At 47.6% G+C, this 17,433-nt stretch carries 25 protein-coding genes; all 25 read right to left on the minus strand.

All coding sequences use genetic code 11. The features are described 5' to 3' along the window. Positions 1-89: 89 nt before the first annotated feature. Positions 90-494, minus strand: a complete 405-nt coding sequence (locus tag NFS31_RS01380) for a phage tail assembly protein (protein WP_251490828.1) — start codon at positions 492-494, stop codon at positions 90-92. 71 nt (positions 495-565) lie between these two features. Next, entirely contained in the window at positions 566-1,084 is a 519-nt protein-coding gene (locus tag NFS31_RS01385; RefSeq protein ID WP_251490831.1) for a phage major tail tube protein, read from the minus strand. A 17-nt stretch (positions 1,085-1,101) separates the two neighbouring features. Further along, a complete protein-coding gene (locus tag NFS31_RS01390) occupies positions 1,102-2,532 on the minus strand; it encodes a phage tail sheath family protein (RefSeq protein WP_251490834.1) in 1,431 nt (476 codons plus the stop codon). A gap of 3 nt (positions 2,533-2,535) precedes the next feature. Further along, a complete protein-coding gene (locus NFS31_RS01395) occupies positions 2,536-2,919 on the minus strand; it encodes a hypothetical protein (protein WP_251490836.1) in 384 nt (127 codons plus the stop codon). Next, entirely contained in the window at positions 2,910-3,407 is a 498-nt protein-coding gene (locus NFS31_RS01400; protein WP_251490839.1) for a hypothetical protein, read from the minus strand. Before NFS31_RS01400 ends, NFS31_RS01395 begins: the two co-directional genes overlap by 10 nt. Positions 3,408-3,411: 4 nt before the next feature. Next, positions 3,412-3,969 carry a phage tail protein gene (locus NFS31_RS01405; protein WP_251490842.1) on the minus strand — a complete coding sequence of 186 codons (558 nt, stop codon included), beginning with the start codon at positions 3,967-3,969 and terminating at the stop codon, positions 3,412-3,414. Continuing rightward, positions 3,966-4,244: a hypothetical protein gene (locus tag NFS31_RS01410; RefSeq protein WP_251490845.1), complete on the minus strand. Its 279-nt coding sequence runs from the start codon at positions 4,242-4,244 to the stop codon at positions 3,966-3,968. Before NFS31_RS01410 ends, NFS31_RS01405 begins: the two co-directional genes overlap by 4 nt. Positions 4,245-4,309: 65 nt before the next feature. Further along, entirely contained in the window at positions 4,310-5,368 is a 1,059-nt protein-coding gene (locus tag NFS31_RS01415; RefSeq protein ID WP_251490847.1) for a major capsid protein, read from the minus strand. Positions 5,369-5,384: 16 nt separating this feature from the next. Continuing rightward, positions 5,385-5,723 carry a hypothetical protein gene (locus NFS31_RS01420; protein WP_251490848.1) on the minus strand — a complete coding sequence of 113 codons (339 nt, stop codon included), beginning with the start codon at positions 5,721-5,723 and terminating at the stop codon, positions 5,385-5,387. A gap of 14 nt (positions 5,724-5,737) precedes the next feature. Next, entirely contained in the window at positions 5,738-6,847 is a 1,110-nt protein-coding gene (locus tag NFS31_RS01425) for a head maturation protease, ClpP-related (RefSeq protein ID WP_251490997.1), read from the minus strand. Beyond that, positions 6,834-8,504 (minus strand): phage portal protein, encoded by a 1,671-nt coding sequence (locus NFS31_RS01430; protein ID WP_251490850.1) that lies wholly within the window; start codon positions 8,502-8,504, stop codon positions 6,834-6,836. The genes NFS31_RS01425 and NFS31_RS01430 overlap by 14 nt, the downstream gene beginning before the upstream one ends. Before the next feature lie 518 nt (positions 8,505-9,022). Then, positions 9,023-9,259 carry a DUF6148 family protein gene (locus NFS31_RS01435; RefSeq protein ID WP_251490852.1) on the minus strand — a complete coding sequence of 79 codons (237 nt, stop codon included), beginning with the start codon at positions 9,257-9,259 and terminating at the stop codon, positions 9,023-9,025. Continuing rightward, on the minus strand, positions 9,259-11,091 hold the full coding sequence (locus tag NFS31_RS01440; RefSeq protein ID WP_251490854.1) for a phage terminase large subunit family protein: 1,833 nt from the start codon (positions 11,089-11,091) through the stop codon (positions 9,259-9,261). The genes NFS31_RS01435 and NFS31_RS01440 overlap by 1 nt, the downstream gene beginning before the upstream one ends. Beyond that, positions 11,081-11,563 carry a hypothetical protein gene (locus NFS31_RS01445; RefSeq protein WP_251490856.1) on the minus strand — a complete coding sequence of 161 codons (483 nt, stop codon included), beginning with the start codon at positions 11,561-11,563 and terminating at the stop codon, positions 11,081-11,083. The genes NFS31_RS01440 and NFS31_RS01445 overlap by 11 nt, the downstream gene beginning before the upstream one ends. A gap of 132 nt (positions 11,564-11,695) precedes the next feature. Continuing rightward, the gene (locus tag NFS31_RS01450; RefSeq protein ID WP_251490858.1) at positions 11,696-12,499 is read right to left on the minus strand and encodes a phage terminase small subunit-related protein; all 804 of its coding nucleotides are present in this window, start codon (positions 12,497-12,499) and stop codon (positions 11,696-11,698) included. A 183-nt stretch (positions 12,500-12,682) separates the two neighbouring features. Further along, the gene (locus tag NFS31_RS01455) at positions 12,683-13,162 is read right to left on the minus strand and encodes a sigma-70 RNA polymerase sigma factor region 4 domain-containing protein (RefSeq protein ID WP_251490861.1); all 480 of its coding nucleotides are present in this window, start codon (positions 13,160-13,162) and stop codon (positions 12,683-12,685) included. Next, positions 13,119-13,271 carry a hypothetical protein gene (locus tag NFS31_RS01460; protein WP_251491015.1) on the minus strand — a complete coding sequence of 51 codons (153 nt, stop codon included), beginning with the start codon at positions 13,269-13,271 and terminating at the stop codon, positions 13,119-13,121. Before NFS31_RS01460 ends, NFS31_RS01455 begins: the two co-directional genes overlap by 44 nt. Before the next feature lie 11 nt (positions 13,272-13,282). After that, a complete protein-coding gene (locus NFS31_RS01465; RefSeq protein WP_251490863.1) occupies positions 13,283-14,716 on the minus strand; it encodes a ParB/RepB/Spo0J family partition protein in 1,434 nt (477 codons plus the stop codon). Between the two features lie 32 nt (positions 14,717-14,748). Continuing rightward, the gene (locus tag NFS31_RS01470; RefSeq protein WP_251490866.1) at positions 14,749-15,513 is read right to left on the minus strand and encodes a ParA family protein; all 765 of its coding nucleotides are present in this window, start codon (positions 15,511-15,513) and stop codon (positions 14,749-14,751) included. Positions 15,514-15,630: 117 nt separating this feature from the next. Then, on the minus strand, positions 15,631-15,837 hold the full coding sequence (locus tag NFS31_RS01475) for a hypothetical protein (protein WP_251490869.1): 207 nt from the start codon (positions 15,835-15,837) through the stop codon (positions 15,631-15,633). 136 nt (positions 15,838-15,973) lie between these two features. After that, complete coding sequence (locus NFS31_RS01480; protein ID WP_251490871.1) at positions 15,974-16,207, minus strand: hypothetical protein; 234 nt, start codon at positions 16,205-16,207, stop codon at positions 15,974-15,976. Further along, complete coding sequence (locus tag NFS31_RS01485; protein WP_251490873.1) at positions 16,194-16,373, minus strand: hypothetical protein; 180 nt, start codon at positions 16,371-16,373, stop codon at positions 16,194-16,196. Before NFS31_RS01485 ends, NFS31_RS01480 begins: the two co-directional genes overlap by 14 nt. Positions 16,374-16,432: 59 nt before the next feature. Continuing rightward, on the minus strand, positions 16,433-16,792 hold the full coding sequence (locus tag NFS31_RS01490) for a hypothetical protein (RefSeq protein WP_251490876.1): 360 nt from the start codon (positions 16,790-16,792) through the stop codon (positions 16,433-16,435). A gap of 14 nt (positions 16,793-16,806) precedes the next feature. After that, positions 16,807-17,148 (minus strand): hypothetical protein, encoded by a 342-nt coding sequence (locus NFS31_RS01495; RefSeq protein ID WP_251490879.1) that lies wholly within the window; start codon positions 17,146-17,148, stop codon positions 16,807-16,809. 16 nt (positions 17,149-17,164) lie between these two features. Beyond that, the gene (locus NFS31_RS01500; RefSeq protein ID WP_251490882.1) at positions 17,165-17,422 is read right to left on the minus strand and encodes a hypothetical protein; all 258 of its coding nucleotides are present in this window, start codon (positions 17,420-17,422) and stop codon (positions 17,165-17,167) included. Between the last annotated feature and the right edge of the window lie 11 nt (positions 17,423-17,433).

Here is a 17,433-nt window from a genome sequence, read left to right on the forward strand (position 1 = left end):
AAGCTGCATGAAAAACGGTATAGGCGTATTTGAAGCCCTTGCCAGTCTGTAAGCCTGTTTTCTGATAAAATTTGCGGGGCTGCTTACTTTTAATAGCCCGATTCTATTAAAAAACTTCGTGCCTGATTTTTGATTTTCATATATTCCCCAAGCGGAAGCCGTCTGATTTCATCAGCCCCCACACCTGCTGCACGGGCGGCAAGCATTGTCTGGAATACAGACGACACTTCCGGGGTCAAAACGTATTTATTCTGGTCCTGCAATTCCTCTTCAATCGCTTCTACGTCCTCCCCGGTCAGGTTCTCAAAGTAGAAAGTCAATGCTTTCTGTTTCTGCCCGTTAATCTCAACCGGGGCTTTGAAAGTGTGCGTATAGTTCAGGCTTGTTTTCTTTTCCTTTTTCTTGTCTTCCATGCTGACAATCCCTGTTTTCTGTGCTTCCTGCATTTCCTCTGTAAAGTCTTCCTGCTGCCCCTGTACAATTTTGTTATCCATCTTTTTACCTCCTAAAAATAGGCAGATAAAAACCAGCGGTCCCTTCCGCTGGCTCTCTGCTCTTCCCTGTTTTATTTGCCCAGTGCCTTTCTTACGTCTGCAAGATAATCTGTCCCGTTGATATAGTAAATAAAATTCAACGGGTCGATTTCTACCATCTTTTTTCCGTCCAAGAAAAGCGCATAATATGAAACAGCATATTCTCCGCTTGCGTCTGCTGCGGAAGCTGCCGCAAGTTTTCCGGGCGCAAACTTTTTCGGTACTACTTTCAAGACGTGCTTTGCCGCAACCGTTTCAATTTTCCCCGTTTGCGTGTTTCTTACCTGCTGCGCCGCCCGTAAATCAATATTATGTATTCTCGGCTCTGCCAGCCGGATTGCCGCCTTTGTAACGGTCCTGAAATTCAGTGTCAGCGTCATTGCTTCGATATGACCCAACACTACCGCTTCAACATTCCCGGCAATCCCCGCCCCCTGTATCTCTTCTGCAAGGTTCGATACCTCCGGCAGCGTCGCTTCTGACATTCCCAGATACTCGTTAGCGTCTTCATACACCCTGAAATTTATAATAAGTTCGTCAATCTTCGGCATTGTTTACCACTCCTTCCTTATGCCGCTAACAGGCTTGAAAGATAGGAAATATCATATTCAAGCACATATTCCATAAGCCGCAAGGGTGAAGGCGGCGTAATGTAGATATGGAACTTTGCTTTTCCTGACATTAAAGCTGTCAGCGTGTTTTCATCTTCCCGCAGCTCTACACGTCCACCCACAATCTTTTCATCTGCCGTCAGTGCTGCCAGCCAGTCGTTGATACCCTGCAAGATTGCGTCTAACAGTCGCCGGGTCAACTTTCGGTCAACGTGTGACCAGTAAGAAAGCGTGACTGTTTTTGCAACCCACTTAAACATACGGGAAATACAATAAAAATAGTCAACCGGGTCTGTATTCACCGGGAAGCAAGCTGTATAATCGCCCCAGCTTACAAAACCGTTAATGAAGTTCAGCCCCGTTATAATGCCGTTGTCGTTCAGATAGTTTGCTTTCTGCACGTCAAGCACGACTTCTTCACCGTTTGCCAGTACCATGCTGTCAGCCTGCAAGCTCTTGTTTGAAGCACTTTCGCATGGGGTCCCGTCGCCCAGTGAACCGTCGTTGTCCGTCCGTGCCATCAACCCCGCCTGCTGCGTCGAAAAGTTGAAAACCCTGTCGCCCAGTTTCAATTTCGGGAAGCATACCAATTCATTCGGCTTCATGAAGTTTTTTGACTGCTTCCATGCCGGGACTTCTGTGTAATACGTTGCCCCGCTCCCTTCCCTTGTGTCTACGTCCAGAAGTGCGTCTGCTTCAAAAAGTCCGTTGATATTTTCGCCCTTTGCTGACATCACCGCTGCCACCTCCGGGTCATGTGACCAATTCGGACACAAAATCAGGTCAGGGACAATCCTGTATTTCGGGAAACAATCGTCAATCAATTCAAGCCCCGTCGTCTTGTGCGTTGCTATGCTGTAACCGCCGATAATATCAGCTTTTGTCACCTTCGACGGGTCAACCTCCGTACATGATACCGTCATTTCCCCTGTCGTGTCCTCCGTAAACTCAACAATACAGGCTGTGTCATTGTAGAACACTTCAAAGTCTGTGCCTTTTTCCTTCCCTTCAATCTCTACGCTTTCCGCAATCGTTTCAAGCGGAAGCGCAATCTGGTTTTCCGTAACTTCATATTTCTTCCCGCTTACTTCCTTTTTGTGCTTTGACGGGTCCAGAATGTTCACGAAAAACGCCGGGGACTGCTGATACAATACAAACTGCGTATATACCGCTTCTGAAAGCCCGTATCCCTCCCAGTTATCGGAATATCCCAACGCTTTCACGGCTTCTTCATAGTCATTCGCCATGATAACGTCATTTACCTTGCCGCCGACCATGTGCGCCGGGGAAGCCCCTACTACAAACGGAATCCCCGTTGCCACGACTGTCGGGCTTGCAACGCTCGTTTGCTGCTTCTTTGTATCAATCCCATGCGTAATATTAGCCATCTTTTATTCCTCCTTTCTCTCGTTTGCGGCAATAGAAGAAACAATGTCCGTGTAATATTTGTTCAGAATGTTTCCTGCCGTTGCTGCCTTTCCCTTTTTCTCTGCCAGCTTCTCAACCGGGACAAGCATTTTTTCCACAAGCGGGTATTTCTCCAGAACTGCTGCAAGCTCCTTCAATATTTCTTCCCTTGTCCCTATCATGATTTTGTTTGTTTTCAGAAGTCCGGCAGGCAGCGGCGGTCCTATGTATGCAAGCGTCACCGTTTCCCCTCCTGTGGCTTCGTTATCTGCCCCAGAATCGGCTTTTTTCTCTTCCGTGGTAGTATTTACCGTCTTTTCCTTTTTTGCCGCTTCTGCGGCTTCTGTGGCGTTCTTCTTTACTGCCATATGTCCGTTACCTCCCTTTCCATTGTCGGTATTGACCAATTAGTTACCATTTCCCCTAAATAATAGGGCTGTGTGCTGTCCGGGTACACGATATATTCAAGCGGGTATTGCAGTACAAACCTTTCACCGACAACCCCGGCTTTTTCCAGTTCGCTCCTGATACGCAAAATCACGTTCAGCACGTCAAAAGAACCTTCGCCGCCGTCCTCTGAATACGTCGCAACCACTATTCTTATTTTGCACTGGCTTTCCTGCGGCTCCCCGTCCTCCTTGTCGTCCTTCCCGGTCAGGAATTGCAGAAGGATATACGGGACTTTCTCTGTCTGGTCTTCTTTTGTTGGAAGCCGCATTTTGTAAACTTCTGCCGCCCGTTCCTTCACCTTCACTTCCTGCGGGTCCCGGTTTCTCACTTTTACCTGTAGTTTAATGTCTGCGGTTTTCTCTTTCACAAACTCTTCCAGGCACTCTAACAAATTTATTGCGGTCATTCCTCTAACCTCCGTAACCGTTCAAAATGCGTTCAATCTCATGTTCCAGACGCTCGTTAATGACTTCTTGCGCTTCCTCCTGTAGTTCCTGCACAATCCTTTCATTCCCTACCATCTGCGCCGCTGAAAGCCCCATCAGTTCATCTACAGGGAACCTCTTTGACGTTTCACGCTCAAAAACTCCCGTTCCGTTCCTCATGTTTGCAATGAACGCTTCTTCAAACTGTGTGCCGCCCCCTTTCTTTACTGCTGCCTTTACCCTTTTTCTTACTCCGGGGGCTTTTGGTGTTACCTGAAATTTGTACAACGGTATCTTGCAGCCTGCAAAAGTTACAACGCCCGCAAGGTTTCCCGTGCTTGCCTTGCTTACTTTCGTATTCGCCGCCGCTGTAAATGCGCTGCTTTGCACGGTGTACACTTCTTTCACCCGTTTTGTCGCCCCGGTCTTCACCCGTGACAATCCCCGGTTTATTGCGTTTGACAGCGCACGTTCCGCACCTTTCGGAACGCCCGCCAGAATACGTTCCACCCGTTCTATCGCTTCCGCTGATACTTCAATCATTCTATATACGCCCCCAGTTCAAGCACGATTTCCCCGGCTTCATAGCTGCTTTTCTCAATCATGTAAACACTTACCGACCCGGCTTCTTCTATCTCGATTTCCCGCCCTTTCTGCGGCACAATCCCTATATCTGCGTGGGATATATAAAGCATTGCTTCCGCTCTATATATCCCCTCTGAATGGTCCCCGCCCGGCTGCTGCCTGTCTGCTTCCGTCAGATGGTCTATCACGGCGGGAACCGTGTATAGCTTCCCCTCATACCATATATCTGTCATTTCCGCAAATTCTCCGGGATTGTGAAATACTTTCAGGTCTTTTATTATTTGTGCCTTGAAGTCCATTAGAGAACCTTTGCCACAAACCAGCTATCTACATCATGCGGCACGGAAAGCGGGGCGGAAGATAACTGCAAAAACCTTCTGGCTGGTTTTCTCTTTACCCATGTATCAGGCACATATTTTCCCTCTACCGTGCGGAACGACTTTGTATTTTCATCAACTAAAGTAATAGCACCGTAGTACATGGAATAGTTTGCATTGCTGCTAATAAGTGCAAGCTCTCCTTCCGGGATAATCGGTTTCTGTGTTGCTTTTTTCGGGTCTGTCCAGTCGTCAAGATACCATTCGTTGTATGTGTATATATCAAGCCCTAGTCCATTGATAGTGCCGACATATGTAACTCCACCCGGAAGCTGCCGTGGCTGTATGACGGCAAGATGATAATTTTTAATATCTAACAGGCTCTTCACCTTTTCATTGTTTTTAAAAGCTCTTGCCACATCATCTGCCATAATGCACATATCGCAGTTTATGAAGCCTGTTTCCTGTACCTTCTTGTGCCACCTCTCCAAGTCTGCTATCGGGTCAGAATCCTTCCCGCTCCACTTCTTTGCTGCCGCCGTAATTTCCTCCCTGTTCGTAAACTGGAAGTCAATCACTTCATTCAGCCCTTCCCCGATAACCGGGATTTTCCCCATGAAGATAGTCTGCACGCACATCAGTTCTTCCCGACGTGTAATCATTTCCCGCAGCTTTACAAAGTCACTTGACATTTTCAATACTGCACGTTCCGCAGGTGTCCTTCCTGAAACAAGGCTTTCTCCGGGCTGCCGTTTTAACAGCTCATCAACTGTTGTAATCTTGTCTGGCGCAACCAGCGGCGGCTTATATGTTTTTGTTTCGTACCCTGTATTTGCTATGGTCTTTCCACCGATAAGTCTATGTACATACGGCGCAACCTGGCGTGAACCCTTTACAAAGTCCACGTCTACTTCTTCCGTTACAAAAGTTTCTTCATTCTTGAAGAAAGTGCTTCTGAAAAATGTGTGAACCGGGGGCATTTTTGTTACTATCCGCCCCATAGTCCGTGGGTCGTAAATGCTTACTGCTTCATTTGCCATCTTTATATCCTCCCTTTTAACCTAATGTTCGCAGAAAAATTGACATTTTCCGCAGCGGTCCTTTTATGTCTTCTACAGTAACGCCGTCCGGCAGGTTCAATGCTTCCTGAAAAAATTCCCCTGTCATGTAATATACAACGGGTTCATCTGCTGCCGCTGCTGCCGCCGTAATTCCAACAACATTCGCCGCCGTTTCCGCTGTTACCTCAACAATTTTTCCTTCCCCGTCTTCCGTTACGGGCATATGCTCTGCAAGCTCCCCGCCTGCCGTCCCTGTTTCGGTCAGCGTCTGGAAGTCGCCAGCGAAAAAGTTTTTTGCTTCACAAGTCCTTGTTTCGATTTCGTACATTCCCATTGTCTTCCCTCCCTTTATTTCACGTCAGGAAACAAGCGGTCAATCGCTTCATTGAACGGGTCTTTTGTTTCGCCGCCCTTCTCGCTTGCGCCTGCGCCTACATCAGAAACGTGGCTGTCATTCACGTCTGCTTCCCTGTTTTGAAGGTATGTGCCGCCCTGCTTCTTCTGCTCCATTACAATCTTCAACGCCATTTCCCCGGCAGAAATAGGGTTATCAAACTTTGCGTCCCGCACAATGTCTTCAAAACCTCCCACCGCAGCGTCTTCAAGTGCCTTGATACGGTTTCTTTCCTCTTTGCGGGCGTTATCTTCTATTGTTGCCGTCAAGTCGGGGTATGCCGCTTTCAATGCTTCAATCGTTGTGATTGCGTCTTTTGGTTCCATCTTTTCTTCCTCCTTTTTGGGTTTATTTTCCGGCTGTCTGCCGTTTTGCAAACCTCCCGGCGTTGCTGCCGGACTGTTTAACAACATTTTAGGGACTGTCTGAAAATGCCCTATGTCGATAGGTACGGAATTTACAATAATTCTGCTTGCGTTTTCCACTACTGTCTGGGCTTCTTCAAACATCAATTCATCACAAAAGCCGTTTTCCACCGCTTCGTCGCCCGTCCACCATGTTTCATCTGACATAAAGCCGGATATTTCATCAGCCGTCTTCCCCGTTTTTACAGAATAGGCGTTTATGATTGACTGTTTTATTACCTTCAATTCCTGCGCCATCTTCTCAAAGTCTTCTGCCCTGAACGTGTCCCAGACGGTCATTGCCGGGTCATGTATCATGAAAACGCCGTTTCTTGGTATTTTGATTGTGTCGCCCGACATTGCGATAATCGTGGCGGCAGAAGCCGCCCACCCGTCAACCTTCACCGTGATTTTTGCGTCATGGTCTTTCAATCGAGTATAGATTGCGTTTGCCGCAAACACATCACCACCGGGGCTGTTGATACGCACTACTATTTCCGGCACATCTTCCCCCAGTGCTGCAAGTTCTCTGTTAAACTGTGCGGGCGTTACCCGGTCTTCCCACCAGCTTTGCTGGCTGCTGATTGTCCCGTACAGAAGCAATTCAGGCGGCTTTGTTGCCGTTCCCGGTATAAAGTCCCAGAATTTATTCTGCGTCACTCCGAACGGGCTTTTCTTCCGGCTTTCCTGACTGCTGCTCGTTGCTATCCTGCTGTCCGGCTGGTTCTCCGGGTTCTGTCCCGGAAGCCTGCTGCCCGGCTGCGCTTCCGGGCTTCTGTTCTGCTGCGTTGACAATTTTCTTTACCTCCCTTAATTTCTTTTCTTCTTGCTTTAGCTGTTCGCAATTACTGTAGAAATCGCCGCCAGCCATCTCCATTGTTTCTGCGCTCCGTGTAGAAAAGCCGTTTTCCACCCTTGTTACCGCTGCCCCTACTTCCTGCACCGGGTTCAGAAGCCCCCTTGCGGGTCCGTTCCATTGTGCTTTGCAGTATGCTTTCCGTCGCAATGGGTCCGTGAAGAATCCGGGGGCTTTTATCCTCCCTTTCGCTACTGCTTCCGCAAGCCATTCTTCATATACAGGCTGGCAAAAGTCGTTCGCCATCCATGCCCGATACATTTTAAACATTTTCCACGCTTCTTCTAAAGCTCCCCGGCTTGCAGAATAAGAACTTGTAAAGTGCTTTAAAAGTAATTCATACGGGATTTCTAAAGCTGCGCCTATTTGACGGCAGATAGCTTCCACAAAACCGCTGAAATTTTTGTTCGGTCTTCCGGGGTTTATATCATGTGCCTTTTCCCCTTCCGCAAGGTCAAGTATTGCGCCGGGTCCCAGTTCAAGACTGTTTTCGTCGTCTTCGTCTATCAGGTCTTCTTCTGATATTCCTGACCCTACAGGCTCCCCGTCTTCATTCGATTCTTTTTCGATAAAGACAGTAAAAAGCCCTGATATAACCGCCGCTATCAATTCAGCGTCCGTATACCGTCCTAGCTGCTTTAAGGCTTCTATGACCGGGGCAAGGAAGGGAACGCCCCGCCGCTGGTCTATCCTTTCCCGGCACATTAAATGCAGCACATTCTTTCTTCCCGTCTTTTTCCCGTATGCTTCTACCCGCTGCCACTCCATGCGCTCATTCGCATATGATAACGGGTGGTGTTTTGAAAAGTGATACGCTACAACTTCCCCGTCAGCGTCTACTTCAACACCCCCTACAATCTGATTGTCGAACGTATCATAATTATTCGGGCTTGAAAGGCGGTCAGCTTCCACAAGCTGCACCCGTAAATCATAGGGCTGGTTTATCCGCTTTTTCGTCGGTAGCAATACAAGCGTGTCCCCAGAAGCAAGCCAATTCAGAAACGCTAATTGCTGCAACTCATAAAAATTGTCAATCCTTGCCATATCGCAATCCGGGCTTTCAGCCCACAACGCCCATTCCCTTGTTATCTCCTTTTCTAACTGCTGCGCCTGCGTTGCCGTTATCTTTAATACTTCTGCGTCTACCGTTGGTTTTAACATCAGCCCACGCCCTACAACATTTGTTCGCATTGTCTTCACAGCTCCTGTCGCAATCGGTACGCCCATGTATAAATCACGGGAACGCTGCCGCAGTATAGAAAGATTGTCGTTTATGTCTTCACGGGCAGAACCCCCAGCATAATTCCACCCGATTAAGGACTTTTTTGTTGTGTTTGCGCCGTAATTGCTGTAACCGCTGTTTAAAATCTGCATTTTCTGTCTTGCAGCGGTTCTTTTCAGTGCCGTTTGCGGCGCAATCGTGGCAATTACGCTGTCTATTGCCCTTGCTATCCCGTTCAATCCTTCACCTTCTCCCGTTTTATGGCATGAAAAAAGCACTGTTTCCAGTGCTTTCCTGCTGTTTTTTCAATCTTACCAGTTTATATAATATCAGCTTTTTTCGGGCAAAAAAAGGAAATAAAACGGCATTTCGGGCAATCGGGGGAAATTGCGGGCAATTCCGGGCAATTTTTTCTTTTTACGATATTGCATTTCAAAACTGCATATGCTATAATTCCATCAGGCAACAAAAGGATAATAAAGTGTGTCATGTTGCGCACAAAAAGAACGAACCCCCGGAAGTACGTCACTACTTCCGGGGGTTCTTCCTCTTTTTTTTGGAGAGGTAAACCATTCGGGCTAGGCTACCGCTATTCCTCACCGTCTAACCACTTGCATATGTAGTAGGCAACTACACCCGCCAACACGGAAAGGATAAAGGATAATAAAGAACTCACATTGCGCACCCCCTTCCTGTTACCAGTATAGGGGCGGTAACAAAATCATTTTATCACATATATTACATTTTTCAACAAATTTTACAAGTCCCGTATCACTCCCCGCTTTATCCTGTTTCTTCCTCCCTTGCGCTGCACGTTCTCCAGCTTTTGAACTTTCCCGTTCCAATACTCTATAGCGTTCCTGATTTCCGTCAGGTTCGCCCGTGTCAGTGTCCGGGAACCGATTGTATAACTTTGTCCTGTTGCAACTGTCATTTCTGCTTCCAGCCATACATCTAAATGCTTTTTCGCTGTTTCAAGTGTAATTCCAGCCATTACAATATACCTCCGTTGCTTCTTCTCTTTTTTCTTTTCTTTCCTGTCGCCGCTCCTGCTGCCGCCGCTTTCTTTTCCTCCGGCTTCTTCAACGGAAGCTGCGTTATTTCGATTGCCGCCGTTGCATAGTTTCGGCAGTCCAGCGGTTCATTTCTTTTGTGTTCCCCCTTGTCCTTCAGTTCCCATGCAAAGTACGGTCTTCCCATTTTGTACCGCAATACTTTCTTTTCAGAAGTCAGCCCCTTAAAATATTTTTCGTTGTACCCCTTCCCCTGCTCTAACGGGAAATGACAGTACCCCGGACCCGGCTTTTCAAGTTTCAATCTATCCATAAGCCAGCTTTTCCCCGTGTCAACTCCTATCTCAAATACATACGCCTTTTCTCTGTTTCCTTTTTTTGGCTTCTGTATATACGCCGCTGCGCTGTTATTTGAACCCCTGATTGCAAATACTTTTCTGTGGAACCTTGCTTTGCAAAATTTCCGTACCGCATTTGTAAAGTGTCCCTGTTCGTCCATGCAGGTACATACAATTTTTAGCTTTGTCCCGTCTTCTTTCGTGAAGGTCTGTGCAAGAAACGTGTCAAGCTCTTCCCATATCCTGTCCCCGTGCAAGTCCCCGTATATTGCGGCGTATTTTATGCCCCAGCTTTCATAATCAGGACCCCACCCGACAACCTCAATTTCAAACCTGTCGTCCTGCGTGTCAACTCCCGCTGTCAAATACAGAACTTCTTCCGGCACTTCGCAGCTATAGTATTCCCTGCGGTTCAAAAGTTCTTCGTCGTCTACGCTCTCTCCGTCTTCCTCCCACGTCTGCCCCATCTCGGTATTTGTCCATACCTTCATTAGCTGCACATTTCCTTTTTTTACTTCCTCGTTCGCTTCAATGAACTTTTCAACAACTTCTTTCCATGTTGTCAATGTAGAAGCAAGGGTATTCAGGTGGAACCCCTTCACCGGGTTTTCTGGGTCTTCGTGTATGAACCGCCCTTCTGTATAGTGTTCTTTCCATTCTGCTTCACTTGAAATGACCCCGCATTTTTCGCAGGCGTACCGTATTTCTGACAAATCGTTTTTATCATAGACGACATTTCCCCAGACAAGCGGCTGCAATTCCCCGCAGCACGGGCAGGGCGTGTTCCATTCTCCCCGGCTGCTGTTCTCATATTCAATTTCTATCCGGGAAGCACCCTTGATAGTCGGCGTTGAAATATCCACCTGCTTTTTGTTCCAGTACGTTGTCTGCCTTTTTGCCGCAAGTAGAAGCGGGTCCCCTTCTGCCCCTGCGCTTGCCGGGTATCCGTCTATTTCATCAGCAAGAAGAATCCTGACTGTATGGCTCCGCAGTCCTGTGGGGCTGTTCGCTCCTGCAATCGTTACAAAACCGCCCGGAAAAATCTTGTGCGTGATTGTGTTCCCGCTACTTCGTGATTTATCGTTTACACGCTCCGCAAGTACGGGCGTACTTCGCAACATAGGGGACAACTTTTCTTTTGAAAATTTTTCTGCCATGTCAATGGTGGGCTGTATTACCATTATCGGGGAAGGGTCATAATGTATATAGTACCCTATCGGGTTCAGCACCATTGCGTCAGTTTTCCCTACCTGCGCCGCTGACATAATCACAACTTTTTTTATTGATATGTCCGTTATTGCGTCCATAATTTCCCGCTGGTACGGGGCTTTTTCAGTCTTCCACCGCCCCGGTTCCGCAGTCGTCCCGGCAGCAAGCCGCCTGAACTTGTCAGCCCATTCAGATAATGTCAAATCTGGCGGCGGTTTTAAAACTTTGAATAGTTTGCGGAAAAGCTGCGCCGTGTTATCCCTCATCTTCCCCGCCCTCCTTCGTTATTCTATCAAAATCAGACAATTCTTCCAGCGTTTCATCAATCGCCGCTTTCATCAGCTTAAATATTTCCGTCTGGTCTTTCTTCTTTGCCAGAATCGGGCTTAATTTTGCGGGAATAGCCAGAAGACGGGTCCTGAAATTTACAAGCGTATCTGTGACAATCTTTTCAATGTCTTCTGTCGTATGAAGCTCATTCTTCCGCAACTGCAATTCAAGTTCTTCATTCTCTCTTTTTGCCCGCACCAACTTTGCCCGCTCCGTGTTATAGTCCACCTTTTCTTCTGCTTCCGGGTTCTTCTGCCGCAGAAAATTTATATACTGTTTCGTTACCGTCTTCAAGTCGTACAACCCCGGCTTGTATTCGGTCAGTATGCCTTTGTCCCGCAGCGTTCGCACGTTCCTTTCCGTCATATCCAGATAACGTGCCACCGCCGCCGACGTGTACAACTTCATTTTTTCACGAACCCCCTTTCTAAATTTTTCCGGCAGAACCGGAAGCCGATTTTTTTATTCTGTATCTAGGCAGGTTCTGGGCGTCGCCGTACCCGCATAGCTTCCGAACTCCTGAAAGAACCTATCACCCGTTCAGTCGTCGTCCATCAAATCGTCAATGATTTCTTCCGTTTCATCATCAATAATGATTTCACCTGTTAATTTTTGTTTAGCAAGCTGATATTTCCGCTCTTCCAGTGACAATCTTCTTTCTTCCATCTCGTATGACTTGATACTGTCTATCTGCTTTATGATACGCCCATGCAGGCGGTTCAGTTCTGCTTCTACCTTCATAGCTCTATCAAATGCGCTTGACTTAATGATTGTCTTCATTGCTGTCTTTAGCTTCTCTGTCCCACCTTCCGGGTCCTTCACCTGCCCTGTATCAATGCCGCTGTCCTGCTCCCCCTGTATCTCTTCAAGCGTCTTCGGTACTGCCATATGCACTAACTTATCAGCATAGAAAGCCCCCTCTGCTTCCGGGGCTGTGTACTGCTGCAATAGCCCTTCTAAATAGGCTTTGCGCACTAGCAGGCTTTTCAGCTCTTCCGTCATTTTCTCTATGCTTTCGCCCGGCTTCGTCGCTGTTATCTGCGCCGCTTTCTCCGGGTCTATGTCTTCAATGCCTGCTTTCGCAAAGGCTCCGTGCGTGACGGCGTTTTTATTGCCGTCCTTTTTGGGGGTCCTGCCTGCGGCGTTTTTATTGCCCCTCTGCCCGCCCTTTTTCTTTGGGGCTTCTTTCATGCGTTCTTCCCACTTGTCCTCTGATTTCCACTTGCTTATACGGGCTTTCGGAACGCCTGCTGCCGCCGCAAGCTCTTCAAGCGTCATTTTCCCGCCGCTTTCTATGTACCTTTGCAAGCTCTTGTCCCGCTCCGGGTTCCTCTTCCTTCCCATCTCCTGTTTCACTTCCCTTCGTTTGTTTTCGTAGCCTTCCCCAGCCCTGATTTCGGAAATATAAAAAAATCAGGGTTTCAAAAATCCCAGAATTATGAAGCCCGCCTGCTTCCCCCTGCATTTTGAAGCCCTGTTTCCTGCGCCTATTATACCAGCTTTTTCCGTGCAATTCTGGGCAATCCTTCATTCCTTTATGTCATATTCAGAAAGTATGCGGTTCTTCTCAAAACCTTTCAGAAGCCGTTCCACCGCTCCGTCCCTGATATTTTTGCACTGTCTTTCGCTGTAGTGCGTCCGCTCCGCTACCTGTTCCCACTTCATGCCGTGGAAATAGTACCCGAAAACAACGTTTTTCTGTTTCATTGTCAGCCGTGACACTTCTTTCAGGATTTCAACCTTCACTTTCTGCAATTCCTCTATTTCCCGCTGGTATCTCTGAATATCTCCCCGCACATACTCCGGGATATTCAGCGCAAGCCGTTCTGTCGGGTCAGAATTGACGTATTTTCCTTTTGTCGTGTCGCTGTAGCCTACCCCCTGAATCGGATTGTAATATTGTTCTAAGTCTGAAATGAAGCTGCGCCTTGACTTGATTTCCCCGTCAATCCCCGGGAATAATTCAAGCAATTTCAGAACCTTGTTTTTGTTCATTGCTTTTGCCATCCTTTTTACCTCCTTCTTTTCGCACGGCAAGGGCAATCACCGTTTCCGGCGTTGCCCTCTCTCCGTTTTCTTTTAGGTTTTCCACAACCTCCGCAATGTCCGCAATCAATCCCACTGTCTTTATCCTTCTTCCCTTCTTCTCAATTCCTGAACCGTAAAACCGATAATGCAATAATCATCTTCCAGCCCTGTCCAGTCTTCCCATACATACGTTATTTCTGCTACAACCTCCCGCCCCGTCTTCCTTCCTGCCGTGTATTCCTGCATGATTGCCGTATGTCCTACCCTGTACCCCTCATTTTTCAGCAGATAGAATGTAAGTGTTTCGCTTGCGATTTCCTCATACTTTGAAGCCGCCAGCGTGATTTCATGCACCTTCTTTTCCATTTCACTCGGTAACTGCTGCATTTTCTCTTCCTGCTGCTGTTCTTTCAGCTTCCTTGCCGTTTCCCGGTCAATTTCTGCCTGCTGTTCGTCGTACCGCTGTTCATCTGTCTTTCTTGCTTCTTCCCGGTTCACATAGGCATTGCAGGAAGTGACCGTGCTTTTCTTTTCGTGGCACGTTTCGTAATTTTCGCAGGAATAGCAAAGAGAAGTGATATTTTCCGGCTGCGGGTCTTCGTATTCCTCCGGCTGGTTCATGAAGCCTTCCTGCTGCCCCTCTTCCCTGCCCTCTGTGGCTTCTCCTGCGCCCTCTGTGGTCGTTTCTTCCTCTTCCCCGTGTTCTTCTTCACCTTCTCCCGTTACGCCCGGCAGAATGTCTTCTGTGAAGCTCATTTGCCCCGGCATTTCCTTTCCCGCTTCCTCCTGCTGCTTCATTTCCCTTGCTTCCTGCAATGAAAGCGTCCCTTCTTCCTCTATCCTGTCCGCTGCCCTCTCCTGCCCCGCCACGCTCATGCCGCACAACTCAACTGCTACGGAAACATTGATAATACTTTCTCTAAAGTTTTTCATCAGGCGGGCAGTCAGATTGTTATAGATGGACTTATACCGCCCCAGTTGCGCTTCCGTCGTCCCGGTTATCTCCGCAAGGACTTCACGGGTCCTTCCGTTCAGGCTGTATTCCTTTTTCAGTTCCTTTGCCAGTTCCTCTGCCTGAATTGCTTCCATCATCTTTTCCCAGTCCGTCTTGTCCCGGAATCTGTTTGCCATAATCAGTGCCAGGCGGTCCCTCACGTCCTCTTTCTTGAATACGCAAGGCACAAACCGCATTTCCTCTTTCCCCTCTTCTAACAGGGAAAGTGCCGCAAGCCGTCTTCTATGCCCCGCAATCACTTTATATTTGCCGTTTTCCGGGCGGCTTACCAGTAACGGCTGTAATATGCCCACAAGCTCAATAGAACGCTTCAATTCGTCGTCTACATGGTAGAAATTATCCTGCGACGGTACAAGGCTATATACATCAACATTGACAACCTCGTTTCCCTCTGCCTGCTGTGGGGCGTTTTCCTGCTGCCCCGCTGCGCTTTCCTCCTGCTGCCCGCTCACTCCCTCCAGCTCCTTTGAACGATTGTTTAATAGGTCTGTTAAATTAAATTTTGCCTTTCCTGCCATCTCTTTTTCCTTCCTTTCCGTGTCCGATTCGGTCACATTTTCAGATATTCTTCAACCAGTTTTTTATAGTCCTGCGCTGCCCCGCAACGGCTGGAATAAAGCAAAATCGGTTTCCGCTCAAACGTGCAAGGCTTCATTTTCGCCGTGCGTCTGATATGCGTTTCAAAAAGCGGGTATTTATTGCAAACTTTCAGATATTCTTCCCCCTGCTGGTCTGCTTCGTTCAATCTGTCATACTGCGTCACGAAACAACCCCGGAAACACAATGCCGGGTTCAGCTCTTCCCGTGCGTTTTCAATCTGTTCTGTCAGTTCTTCCAGCCCGTCAAGTGAAAAGTCGTCAATCGTTATCGGCACAAGCACATCATCAGAAGCAACCAGCGCATTTATTGTTGAAATGTTAATGTCCGGCGCATTGTCAATAATGCAGTAGTCATATTGCCCCGCTACCTGCTGCAACGCTCTTTTGAACCGGGTCTGCTGCGGGCGGCTCTGGTCCAGCATTACCTGTAAATTTGCCGTTGACAGGTTCATGTTTGCCGTGATAATGTCCAGCCCTTCAAAGTCCGTATGCTGAATGACTGCTGCCATATCAATGTTTCTGTCCGTCATTACCTCTGCAACGCCCGCTTTCTCGTAGCTGTGGCGGTTGAAGAACTTTGAAGCGTTCCCTTGCTTGTCATTGTCTACCAGCAGAACCTTCTTTTTGTATACAGCGTTCAGGATATGCGCCATATTGACGCTGGAAGTCGTCTTTGCAACCCCGCCTTTTAAGTTGATGATAGAAATTGTCTTCATGTGTCTTTCCTCCTTGTATCTGGTATGATATTTTTATTTTCCCAGTAATGCGCCGTGCGGGAATCGAACCCGCCCCGCAGGTCTTCACCTGCTGCCCCTCTACGGCTCCCGGCTCTTTTATGCTTCTACCGTTTCGCTTCCTGCAAAAAATACTTCCCTGTCGCCCCAGTCCTGTATTTTTACTTTCTTTTCTTCCCTCCTGCTTTCATTGCTCCTTCCCGGATGGTGTATTGCTGCATATGTGATTGTCTTTTCTGTTCTCTTTACGATTTCAAATACAACTGCGTGTTCTCCGTATCTTTTGCCGATTTCAAATGTTCTCATGTTTTTTACCTCCGTTTGCCTGATTGATTATGTATTTATTATATACTTGCGCAAGTATATTTTCAATAGGCAAACTGCACAATCTTACGCAAGTATATTTGTATGCTTTGTATACTTGCGTAAGATATTCGGGTTTTCAGACGGTCAGCCCGGCTTCCTTTATGGTCATAATTCTTTCATACCTCCCGGACCCGTTCAGCTCATATGTGAAAATTATTTTCCCGGTCTTTATGTAATGAGTACAGGCAATATCCGTTATTACCCCTTCCCGCTGCATATACATTACCCCGTTTTCATTCTTTCCCGCCACTTCAAGTACCACAACCCTGTCCCCGATTTCATACGGACACTTTGCGCTAAATGCTGCCATCTGCATTGTCTTTTTCCTCCATCTTCTTTTCATTCTGTTTTCTGACATACCACGCAACTTCCCGCAGTATGATAAACACAAGCCCTGCTGCCCCTATCAGCAAAATAATAACTACCGCTGATATGAAGAAGAAAAACGCTTCCACCGCTATGTCAAACAATATCACTTTTGCTTTCCCTCCTGTTCTTCTCCCGCATTTGCGCCCTTGCCCGGTCAACGGAAGGTTTAATTCTGTTGATTGTCTGCAACTGCCTTTTCAACGGCGGCTTGCGCTTCTCCTGCTGTTCTGCCGCCCGCTGCTGTCTGACCCTCTGCAATACTTCCTGTTTGCTCTGACAATGCCTGTTTCTTCTCTTCCCCACTTCCTTCATTCCTCCTGTCTATCCTGTAAGCAATCCGCATGATTGCTTCCATTGATTTTTTTATATTTGCGTCCGTACCTGCTGTAATGCTTAATACGCCCGCTATATCCCGCAATTCCTCTGCCGTTTCTGCGTCTGACTTTTCTGCCAGACAGTCCGTGCATATCTGCTGCCCTTCCTCCGGCATCGTCTTTCCGCAGATAATACATTTTGCACGGTTCATGCCCTCGCCTTCTTTCACCAATCCTGCATTTTCTTCATCTTTTCTGTCAGGTTCTTTTCCCGCTCTATCAACGCCCGCACTTCATACGGGGAAAGCCCCGTTTCCTCATAGTCAAATAATTTCTTTGCAGCCCGTACAACGCCCACATTTTGCTTTAAAACGGGTTTTCCGCTTCCTGCGCTTATCTCTGTAAGCCTTTCCCGTTTCCTGCCCTTCCTGCCCCTCTGTGGCTTCTCCTGCGCCTGCTGCCGGGCTGCTATCTTTGCCCCCTGTGATACAATCGCAGTATGGGGAATATAGCCCCGTATGGCGTTATTAGAAGCCCTCATTGCTGCTTTCGGTATCTTCTGCCGCATATCCTCTTCCCCTCCTTTAGTGAAGCTCTTCCATCTCTTTTTTCAGCAATTCAATTTCTTCTTCTACACATTGACAGATTTTCATTTTCAGGCGGTCCGTCAGTTCAAATTCTTTTTCACTCACGCCCCCGCACCACTTCCGCTTTAGCTTCACTATTACCCACTTGTATTTCCTTCCCCCTTCCCTCTTCCCGCTACACCAAAACATGAAATTTTCTAAATTTCGTATCTTCTCCAGCAATTCCCCTGCCTTTTTATATGCTTTTTCTGTCACGCCTGCTTCCC

The organism is Otoolea muris, from assembly GCF_943193115.1.
Taxonomy (GTDB): domain Bacteria; phylum Bacillota; class Clostridia; order Lachnospirales; family Lachnospiraceae; genus Otoolea; species Otoolea muris.

What these genes read in the sequence shown, in the direction of transcription:
- NFS31_RS01450 (WP_251490858.1), bottom strand. Translation starts at nt 12,499, where the DNA reads ATGGGAAGGAAGAGGAACCCGGAGCGGGACAAGAGCTTGCAAAGGTAC.
- NFS31_RS01405 (WP_251490842.1), bottom strand. Translation starts at nt 3,969, where the DNA reads ATGATTGAAGTATCAGCGGAAGCGATAGAACGGGTGGAACGTATTCTG.
- NFS31_RS01465 (WP_251490863.1), bottom strand. Translation starts at nt 14,716, where the DNA reads ATGGCAGGAAAGGCAAAATTTAATTTAACAGACCTATTAAACAATCGT.
- NFS31_RS01440 (WP_251490854.1), bottom strand. Translation starts at nt 11,091, where the DNA reads ATGAGGGATAACACGGCGCAGCTTTTCCGCAAACTATTCAAAGTTTTA.
- NFS31_RS01385 (WP_251490831.1), bottom strand. Translation starts at nt 1,084, where the DNA reads ATGCCGAAGATTGACGAACTTATTATAAATTTCAGGGTGTATGAAGAC.
- NFS31_RS01470 (WP_251490866.1), bottom strand. Translation starts at nt 15,513, where the DNA reads ATGAAGACAATTTCTATCATCAACTTAAAAGGCGGGGTTGCAAAGACG.
- NFS31_RS01490 (WP_251490876.1), bottom strand. Translation starts at nt 16,792, where the DNA reads ATGAACCGTGCAAAATGTATTATCTGCGGAAAGACGATGCCGGAGGAA.
- NFS31_RS01380 (WP_251490828.1), bottom strand. Translation starts at nt 494, where the DNA reads ATGGATAACAAAATTGTACAGGGGCAGCAGGAAGACTTTACAGAGGAA.
- NFS31_RS01390 (WP_251490834.1), bottom strand. Translation starts at nt 2,532, where the DNA reads ATGGCTAATATTACGCATGGGATTGATACAAAGAAGCAGCAAACGAGC.
- NFS31_RS01455 (WP_251490861.1), bottom strand. Translation starts at nt 13,162, where the DNA reads ATGGCAAAAGCAATGAACAAAAACAAGGTTCTGAAATTGCTTGAATTA.
- NFS31_RS01495 (WP_251490879.1), bottom strand. Translation starts at nt 17,148, where the DNA reads ATGCGGCAGAAGATACCGAAAGCAGCAATGAGGGCTTCTAATAACGCC.
- NFS31_RS01395 (WP_251490836.1), bottom strand. Translation starts at nt 2,919, where the DNA reads ATGGCAGTAAAGAAGAACGCCACAGAAGCCGCAGAAGCGGCAAAAAAG.
- NFS31_RS01410 (WP_251490845.1), bottom strand. Translation starts at nt 4,244, where the DNA reads ATGACAGATATATGGTATGAGGGGAAGCTATACACGGTTCCCGCCGTG.
- NFS31_RS01475 (WP_251490869.1), bottom strand. Translation starts at nt 15,837, where the DNA reads ATGAGAACATTTGAAATCGGCAAAAGATACGGAGAACACGCAGTTGTA.
- NFS31_RS01400 (WP_251490839.1), bottom strand. Translation starts at nt 3,407, where the DNA reads ATGACCGCAATAAATTTGTTAGAGTGCCTGGAAGAGTTTGTGAAAGAG.
- NFS31_RS01415 (WP_251490847.1), bottom strand. Translation starts at nt 5,368, where the DNA reads ATGGCAAATGAAGCAGTAAGCATTTACGACCCACGGACTATGGGGCGG.
- NFS31_RS01480 (WP_251490871.1), bottom strand. Translation starts at nt 16,207, where the DNA reads ATGGCAGCATTTAGCGCAAAGTGTCCGTATGAAATCGGGGACAGGGTT.
- NFS31_RS01420 (WP_251490848.1), bottom strand. Translation starts at nt 5,723, where the DNA reads ATGGGAATGTACGAAATCGAAACAAGGACTTGTGAAGCAAAAAACTTT.
- NFS31_RS01435 (WP_251490852.1), bottom strand. Translation starts at nt 9,259, where the DNA reads ATGGCTGGAATTACACTTGAAACAGCGAAAAAGCATTTAGATGTATGG.
- NFS31_RS01445 (WP_251490856.1), bottom strand. Translation starts at nt 11,563, where the DNA reads ATGAAGTTGTACACGTCGGCGGCGGTGGCACGTTATCTGGATATGACG.